This window comes from Cohnella fermenti (genome assembly GCF_004801405.1).
Classification (GTDB): Bacteria; Bacillota; Bacilli; order Paenibacillales; family Paenibacillaceae; genus Cohnella; species Cohnella fermenti.
Map to the genome: position 1 here is coordinate 78,636 of NZ_SSOB01000037.1, position 7,285 is coordinate 85,920.

The window sequence follows — 7,285 nt, forward strand, 5'->3', positions numbered from 1 at the left end:
GCTTGTTGCGCCATATCGCTTAAATATCCGTCGGCAGCTTGTGGCGGTTCTTGCCCTTGTCGGACTCCCCGGCGTTGCGGTTGGCTTCGTCGCGGTCCTGCTGCATCTGCTCGACCGTCTTGACCGCGAGGCGCGCGGCTCCCTTGTAGCCTTCGCGGGTCGGCACACGCGGGCCGGACGCGAGGCGCTGCTTCGCTTCCGCGATGGCGGATGCGTATTGCGGCAGCCACCGCTCCTGCGCGACAAGCATCTCGTCGACCATCTGCCAGATCTCCTTCGGGTTGCAGACGGCGCCGACGAGCGGGTCCATCATGAACGCCTGGCGCAGCAGCTTGTCGTCGCCATGGACGGCCGCCTCGACCGCGAGGCGCTGGACCGAGATGCTGACGCTGCATACCGCGGCCGGCCCGAGCGGCAGGTCGCCGACCTGCGTCATCGAGATGCCGTTGCCGTCGACATACCCCGGCGCTTCGATCACCGCATCCGCCGGCAGATTGGCGATGACGCCATCGTTGACGACGTTGAAGTGACCGCGATAGACGCGTCCCGTCTCGAGCCCTTCGATAATATAGGAGCCGTGCTCGTGGCTGCGCTCCGACGCCTTGTATTCGAGAGCCGGGTCCTTCATCCAATTCGGAAAATCAGTCTCGAACCAGTTGCGTCCTTCCGTGCAAACGCGAAGATAGCCTCCGGTCTCGCCGTTGATCCAGCTTCCGAGGTCGATCCAGTCGTTGATCTCGTCCGGACGCTTGCGGTACCACGGCACGTATTCGCTCAGGTGGCCGTTCGATTCCGTGCTGTAGTAGCCGAAGCGGCGCAGCATGTCGATGCGCACCTTCTCGGTGCGGCTGAAGTCCTCGTGCTTCTCGAACGCCTCGAGCAATTTGCCCGTCAGGTCCTCGCCCTTGTGCTTGATCTGAACGTACCACGTCTGATGGTTGATGCCCGCGCAGATAATGTCGACATCGTCCATCTCGAGACCGAACGCCTGGGCGATCTGCCAGTGGCCCCCCTGCACGCCGTGGCACAGGCCGACCGTGCGCACGCCGCCGTACTTGTTGCACGCCCACGTCAGCATCGCCATCGGGTTCGCATAGTTAAGCAGCAGAACATCCTTCGCCGCGACCTCGCGGATGTCCTTGCAGATGTTCAGCATCTCTTGGATGCCGCGCTGCCCGTACATGATGCCGCCCGCGCACAACGTGTCGCCGACGCATTGGTCGACGCCGTACTGCAGCGGAATGTCCACGTCTGTCGCGAACGCCTCGAGACCGCCGACGCGTATCGTACAGATGACGTACTTCGCGTCCTTCAACGCCTCCCGGCGATCGGTCGACGGCTGAATCCGAATGGCCAGCCCGTTCTCCTCGATGTCCCGTTGGCACAGCTCGGTCACCATCTCCAGGTTATGGGCGTTAATGTCTGTAAAAGCAACCTCGATGTCGTGGAATTCCGGCACGCTGAGCAAGTCCCGCAGCAGCCCGCGCGTGAAGCCGATGCTTCCCGCTCCGATAAACGCGATCTTGAATGCCATGTATAACGCCTCCGCAGTCCGTCATGGACAGTTAATTGCTTGCCCTTAGCTTCCTTCTCCATTGTAGCGAAGTCCGATTCGCGGCGTTATCAATATCGTGACTTCCTGCGCGAAGAGCTGTCAGGAATCCGAACTTTTATTACGTTTTGTCGATATCCCAGCGGTGCGTGTCCCGCTGCGCGCGAAACTCCACCGGCGTCTGTCCCGTATGCTTCTTGAAGAGCGCGTGGAAGTATTGCCGGCTGCCGGTCCCGACGTAATCGGAGATGTCCGACACCGGAATGTCCGTCTGGCGCAGCAGCATCCGGGCTTTCTGCATGCGCAGGTTCGTCAGGTACTCGCCCAGCGTGCGCCCGGCTTGCGCCTTGAAGATGCGCTGCAGGTAACCGGGGTGCAGGCTGACCGCCGCCGCGACGTCCTTCACCTGAATGTCCCGATCGTAATTCTGGTGGACGTAGTCCATCGCTTGCCTGACGTAGCTCTCCGCCGGAAGAGCCGAAGCGCCGACCGATTCGCTTCTCAGACGGCCGATTCGCATGAGCAGTTGGGACAGAAGAAGCTGCGCCATCGCTCCTGCGGACGAGCCTTGCCGGTCGAGCTCGAGCACCAGGCTTCGCAGAATGTGGTAGACGTCCTCCGGATCGCGGAGCACCGCGTAGGGCTCCGCCGCGCGCAGCAGGTCCCGCAGCGACTCGTCTTCCGCGGACAAGCTCCGCAAGGAAGGAACGGGGCCGGCCCAGTCGCCCCGGTTGAACTCGACGTTCAGCATCCGGCACTTGTCGTCGACGAGCAGCCGGTGCGGGATGTCCGCGTTCAGAATAATGAAGTCGCCGCGCTTCATTGCGATGGAGACCGGGGAGATGGAGTGCGGAGTCCCCGAAGCATGCGGAGCCAGCTCCACCCGGCACGTTCCCGACATCGCGTACATGATCTCCGTGGACGAATGGCGGTGGAAGTCCATCGCGAAGCGGCTCCATTGCTTGAAGTAGTATGCATGTACCCGAGGGCGGTAATCGCCGTCAAGCCACCCGTCCGGGAAAAGACTGCTCGTCATCGGCTCCGTTCCTCCAATCGTTCGTCTGCTGCGACTCTGATTATTTTCCACCCTGTTCCATGATTGGCACCGCTTCCTCTATTCTATCCGAATGTCGCTCCCGAAGAGTAGCCCCGGTGGAAGAGGCCCGAAGAATCACGTATACTAGGTTAAGTGTAGAAGACCATGACAGAAGGTGACATTGGATGGAAGACTTGAAGCAAGCATATGAAGTCCTTGGCCTCCCGGAGACCGCGACCAAGGAAGAACTGGAGAATCGCTACTTCCTTCTCACTCGCCGGGCCCGCGCGCAGAAGATGCGGGAAGGCGGCGAGCACGCAGCCGGGGAAGCCGTCGATCTGGACAAGGTCAGCGAAGCTTACCGTTATATTCGCGATTACGAGGAGAACCAGGCCAAAGCGGAGTTCACGGCCAAGGAGTACGGCAAGTTCAAGGGCATGGCTGGCAAAGCCCAGAAGTGGGACCACATCTTCCACTATTATAAGGTTCACATGCTCATCGGCCTTATCGTTCTTGCCCTGATCGGCTACGGCATCAAGGCGTTCGTCGATCACCGGGAGGAGCAGGCGCGGCTCGCCAAGCTTCCTCCGATCGACCTGTCCGTCATGTTCTATGGAGAATTTTTCTACGGGGACAGCTTCGGCACCGATACGGAACCGCTCGGGGAAGAGATCGTGAAGCGGTTCCCGGACTGGCAGCGCGTTCAGGCGGAGTTGACGTACGTGCCGCTTGAGGTGAAGAGCGAGCAGGACATGGCCCTCATCCAGAAGGGGATGATTGTTCTGATCGACAACAAGACGGACCTGTTCATTCTCGACAAGGGCAACTTCGAGAAGCTGGCCAATCAGGAATTCTTCCTGCCGCTCGACCAATATGAGGGCGCCGATGCCGGAGAGCTGCCGCAGGACGGCGACTCGCGGGCCATCGTCTACCAGCCGGTCGACTCGGAGGGGCAGCCCGACCCCGACATGGAGGAAGCCGTCTACGCGATCGACCTGTCCGGCACGAAGCTGGGCGAGGAGCTCGGCGTGAGCGGAACGGGCGAGTATTATGCCGCCGTCAAGGCGAGCGCCGCCCGTCCGGAGGCCGCCGTGGAATTTATCCTGCATTACCTGAACGAGACGAAGTAAGCGACGCGAAGGGCTCGCTGCCGAGGGGATATCCTCTCGCGCAGCGAGCCCTTCGGCGTTCGTTGCGGGGCCGAAGAAGGGCGGCGGTATGGGGCTGTCGAATCGTGCGACTGGGCGGGCAGGCGCGGAACCTGCGGCAGATCTGGACGTTTGCCTCGGTCCGTCACCCGTCCCTCCACATAAGATGACACGGTGATACACAATCCTTTTTTTCCACGGTGGTGATACGCATGAGTTACCCAGTTGGTGGCATGGGAACGGCTGCTTTCGCGCTTGTTCTGTTCATCCTGCTCGTCATCATCCTGAAGGCCGGCTATTGATTCGCAGAATCTAGCCCGACCTTATCTCCCGCTCTTCTCGCCTCATGGCGCGAAGGGCTTTTTTACATTTTCGACTCCATATGGGAAAATACGATTAGAAAAGCGAGATGGAGAGGCCGGTTCGTCCGTTCCCGTCATCTTCGCTTCCCGAATATTCGGTTACTCTAGGAGGATTATTCCGTGACCCGTTGGTTGAAGCCGATTCTTTATCTTCTCCTGTCCGTCTTCTTGACCCGATTGATTCCGTTCTCTTCGTTCTTCCGCAATCTGGACACGATGGTCCACGAGTTCTCTCATGCCGTCATGGCTCTTGTCCTGTCGGGCGATGTGCAGCGAGTCGAACTGCATGCCGACCACAGCGGAGTTACCTACTTCCGCCTCGCCTCCTCGTGGAGCCATCTGCCCATCGCTCTCGCCGGCTACATAGGGGCGTCGCTGTTCGCGCTGCTGCTGTTCCGGCTGCAGGCTTCGGGCAAGCAGAAGCTCGGCTTGATTCTGATGTCGGGCATCGCGGCGCTGCTGCTCATTCTCTATGTGCATTCGGGCTTCGGCGTGTACTGGCTTATCGGCTTCCTCGCGCTGAATATTCTGGCGCTCTGCCTGAAGAAGCAGGAGTGGCTCCGCAACGGCTATTACGGGCTGCTCGCGTTCCTGACGCTCGAGGAGTCGGCGATGGGGCCGGTCACGCTCGTGCTGAACTCGCTCGACAATTCGCGCAGCGCCGGCGATGCCTACTCGCTGCAGGAGATTACCGGCCTCCCGGCGCTGCTCTGGTCGATCGTCTTCTTGCTGGTCGCCCTCGCTTGCGTAAGCCGCTCGCTGCAGCTGTTCGCCGGAAGCCCGAGCAGACCGAGCGCACGGCGTTCGAAGGGCTCGGGGATTTGGTCCCGGCAGCGAATGGACATATAATAAGCCGGTCGGGATCGCAGAAAGTTAACGGAGGGAATTCGGCATGAGCACGATTAAGTTGCTTACGACGGGCGGCACGATTGCGATGTCGCACGATGCGAATACGGGCAAGGTGGACCGCCCGACGAACGAGGTTCTAACCGGCTGGCTGAAGGGGACAATCGAGGTCGTCTCCGAGGACGTATGCAACAAGTCGAGCCCGCAGATGACCTTGGTCGAGCTTGGGGCGCTGCTGCGTGCGGTCAAGAGCAGCCTCGCGGACCCGAAGATCGACGGCGTTGTCGTCACTCATGGAACCGATACGCTGGAGGAGACGGCTTACTTCCTCGATCTGCAGCTTCCGCCGGGCAAGCCGGTTGTCGTCACCGGCGCGATGAAGGCATCCAACGAGGCCGGAACCGACGGGCCGGCGAACCTGATGAACGCCGTCCGCGCGGCTGCTTGCGCGGATTCCCGCTCGCGGGGCGTGCTCGTCGTCATGCAGGACGAGATCCATGCGGCGCGTTACGTGACGAAGATGCACACGTCCAGCCTTCACGCCTTCCGCTCGCCGGAATCGGGACCGCTTGGCTGGGTGCGGGGGGAGAAGGCGGAGTACCGCTTCTCGCTCGAGCCCGCTGCGTGCTATCCGGACGCCGACGTGTCGTCCTTAAGCTCCGTCTTCCTGATCAAGGCGGTGCTCGATATGGGAGCGGAATGGCTGGACTTCGCGCTGGAGCGCGGAGCGCGGGGAATTGTCCTTGAGGCGTTCGGGCAAGGCAACGTGCCTCCCGCCCTGCTGCCCGGCATCCGGAGGGCGATTGCGGCTGGCGTGCCGGTCGTGCTCGTCAGCCGCTGCGCAGGCGGCGAGCCGCAAGGCACGTACGGCTACGAGGGCGGAGGCGCCATGCTCCGCGAGCTCGGCGTCGTCTTCGCCCGCGAGCTGAGCGGGCCGAAGGCTCGCCTCAAGCTCGCGGCGCTGCTCTCGCTGCACGCGGACGCGGCGAAGGTGCGGGCCGCGTTCGAGCGGCCCTAATCTCCTCCAGCATGCGATTTTATGTGATTTTTCACATTCATCAGCTTGAATCGGAGGGGATCGAGGCATTTTATGTGATTTTTCGCATACATTCAGCGCCTCGAGCCGAAATCTCCTCCACGAATGTGATTTTTCGCATATAATCGGACAAAGTAGCTGTTCTCGGGCAGCACCAATGTGATTTTTCACATAAAAACTCGGAAGCCATCGGCATCGACGGCTTCCGTTACTAGAGGAGACCTATGCCCATTACTCAACCTGCTTGACGTACAAGAGACCTTGAAAGGCACAAAGCCAATCAAGGTATGAATTACGGTAGAGTAGGCATATAAGGTCGTTTGTTTTCTAACTCAAACCATACCTCAATATGCTTACACAGAAAAGGGATGTCTTCTATTGCCTGCTCACAAAAGGATTCGTAGTTATCTCCTAAAATCCCCTTCAAGTTATAGCTCTCGGAAAATTCATCACTTAGCTTTGCGTCATGTACCTTCAGGGGTTCAATTATATAATTCTTATGACGTGTATCAGCACTAACATGTATACACCATTGAAGTTTGCCATGAAACGCATTGATGCAATCTTCTAATTCAGTGTATATTTCATTCTGATTATGGAATCTAAAATAAAAGCCTGCCGGACGTTCAAAAATATTTTTAGGGTCATACATTGATGTTCTGTTCCATTCAAATGACCCTAGTTTTGCAATGGTATAAGCCATTAATTCAGGATACTCTACTTCGTCATTTTCCATTAAATAAATATTTTTAGATGGCACTTTTCTCACCTACTTCAATATTTGAGTACTTACAGAAACATTTCCATCATTTAATTTTTTAATCGAGTTCATGTATTCATCGATTGGAACTGGTCGGTTGCTAAAGCGGGGGTCATATACATATTTACCATCAAAGTAGACCGTATGATAATCGAAAATCTTCGTTTCTCCATACTCTGTAACGTTTATTGTGCCATATTTTGTTGAGGACTTTATAGTTATTATTTCTCCTTTGCCTCCAGCCGCATATGCTAAATCCTCGGCTATTTCGGAACAATCATAAGCTAAATTCGATTCATATTTTGCGGCGTTGGAGGACATTGCATTAACTACCGATTTATTCCCGACAACTGTTTCTGCACCCTCAACCGCCGCCCCCCCACTCTTCCCGGCCACCGACAGGTCGTCGATCAAGCCATCGGCTTTAACCGCCGCCGACTCCGCCTTCTCGGCCGCCGTTGCGGTCTTGGCCCCTGCGCCCAGAGGAATCAGCAGCTCCAGCAGCTTCTCCGTCCCGAATCCTATCATCTCGGCTTTCCGGTTCG

At 58.1% G+C, this 7,285-nt stretch carries 8 protein-coding genes; 4 read left to right on the forward strand and 4 right to left on the reverse strand.

The window, feature by feature from the left end:
- Positions 1-19: 19 nt before the first annotated feature.
- Positions 20-1,534, reverse strand: a complete 1,515-nt coding sequence (gene melA, locus E6C55_RS23995) for an alpha-glucosidase/alpha-galactosidase (RefSeq protein ID WP_136372359.1) — start codon at positions 1,532-1,534, stop codon at positions 20-22.
- 139 nt (positions 1,535-1,673) lie between these two features.
- Complete coding sequence (locus tag E6C55_RS24000; protein WP_136372360.1) at positions 1,674-2,588, reverse strand: AraC family transcriptional regulator; 915 nt, start codon at positions 2,586-2,588, stop codon at positions 1,674-1,676.
- A gap of 185 nt (positions 2,589-2,773) precedes the next feature.
- Here E6C55_RS24000 and E6C55_RS24005 point away from each other — a divergent pair, with 185 nt between their 5' ends.
- The 4 genes from E6C55_RS24005 (at position 2,774) to E6C55_RS24020 (ending at position 5,962) form a co-directional block, all read left to right on the forward strand.
- Positions 2,774-3,718, forward strand: coding sequence for a J domain-containing protein (locus tag E6C55_RS24005; RefSeq protein WP_136372361.1), 945 nt, complete (start codon positions 2,774-2,776; stop codon positions 3,716-3,718).
- A gap of 230 nt (positions 3,719-3,948) precedes the next feature.
- A complete protein-coding gene (locus E6C55_RS24010; protein ID WP_136372362.1) occupies positions 3,949-4,038 on the forward strand; it encodes a sporulation protein YjcZ in 90 nt (29 codons plus the stop codon).
- Between the two features lie 180 nt (positions 4,039-4,218).
- Positions 4,219-4,947: a M50 family metallopeptidase gene (locus E6C55_RS24015; RefSeq protein WP_136372363.1), complete on the forward strand. Its 729-nt coding sequence runs from the start codon at positions 4,219-4,221 to the stop codon at positions 4,945-4,947.
- A 43-nt stretch (positions 4,948-4,990) separates the two neighbouring features.
- Positions 4,991-5,962: an asparaginase gene (locus E6C55_RS24020; RefSeq protein WP_136372364.1), complete on the forward strand. Its 972-nt coding sequence runs from the start codon at positions 4,991-4,993 to the stop codon at positions 5,960-5,962.
- 310 nt (positions 5,963-6,272) lie between these two features.
- On the opposite strand, the gene E6C55_RS24025 is transcribed toward E6C55_RS24020, so the two are convergent.
- Together E6C55_RS24025 and E6C55_RS24030 are read right to left on the reverse strand one after the other, a co-directional pair.
- Positions 6,273-6,740, reverse strand: coding sequence for a hypothetical protein (locus tag E6C55_RS24025; RefSeq protein ID WP_136372365.1), 468 nt, complete (start codon positions 6,738-6,740; stop codon positions 6,273-6,275).
- 9 nt (positions 6,741-6,749) lie between these two features.
- On the reverse strand, positions 6,750-7,285 hold a 536-nt coding region (locus E6C55_RS24030), incomplete at its 5' end, for a hypothetical protein (RefSeq protein WP_211093639.1).

Coding starts and splice junctions, on each gene's coding strand:
- E6C55_RS24005 (WP_136372361.1), top strand. CDS start 2,774: ATGGAAGACTTGAAGCAAGCATATGAAGTCCTTGGCCTCCCGGAGACC.
- E6C55_RS24000 (WP_136372360.1), bottom strand. CDS start 2,588: ATGACGAGCAGTCTTTTCCCGGACGGGTGGCTTGACGGCGATTACCGC.
- melA (WP_136372359.1), bottom strand. CDS start 1,534: ATGGCATTCAAGATCGCGTTTATCGGAGCGGGAAGCATCGGCTTCACG.
- E6C55_RS24010 (WP_136372362.1), top strand. CDS start 3,949: ATGAGTTACCCAGTTGGTGGCATGGGAACGGCTGCTTTCGCGCTTGTT.
- E6C55_RS24020 (WP_136372364.1), top strand. CDS start 4,991: ATGAGCACGATTAAGTTGCTTACGACGGGCGGCACGATTGCGATGTCG.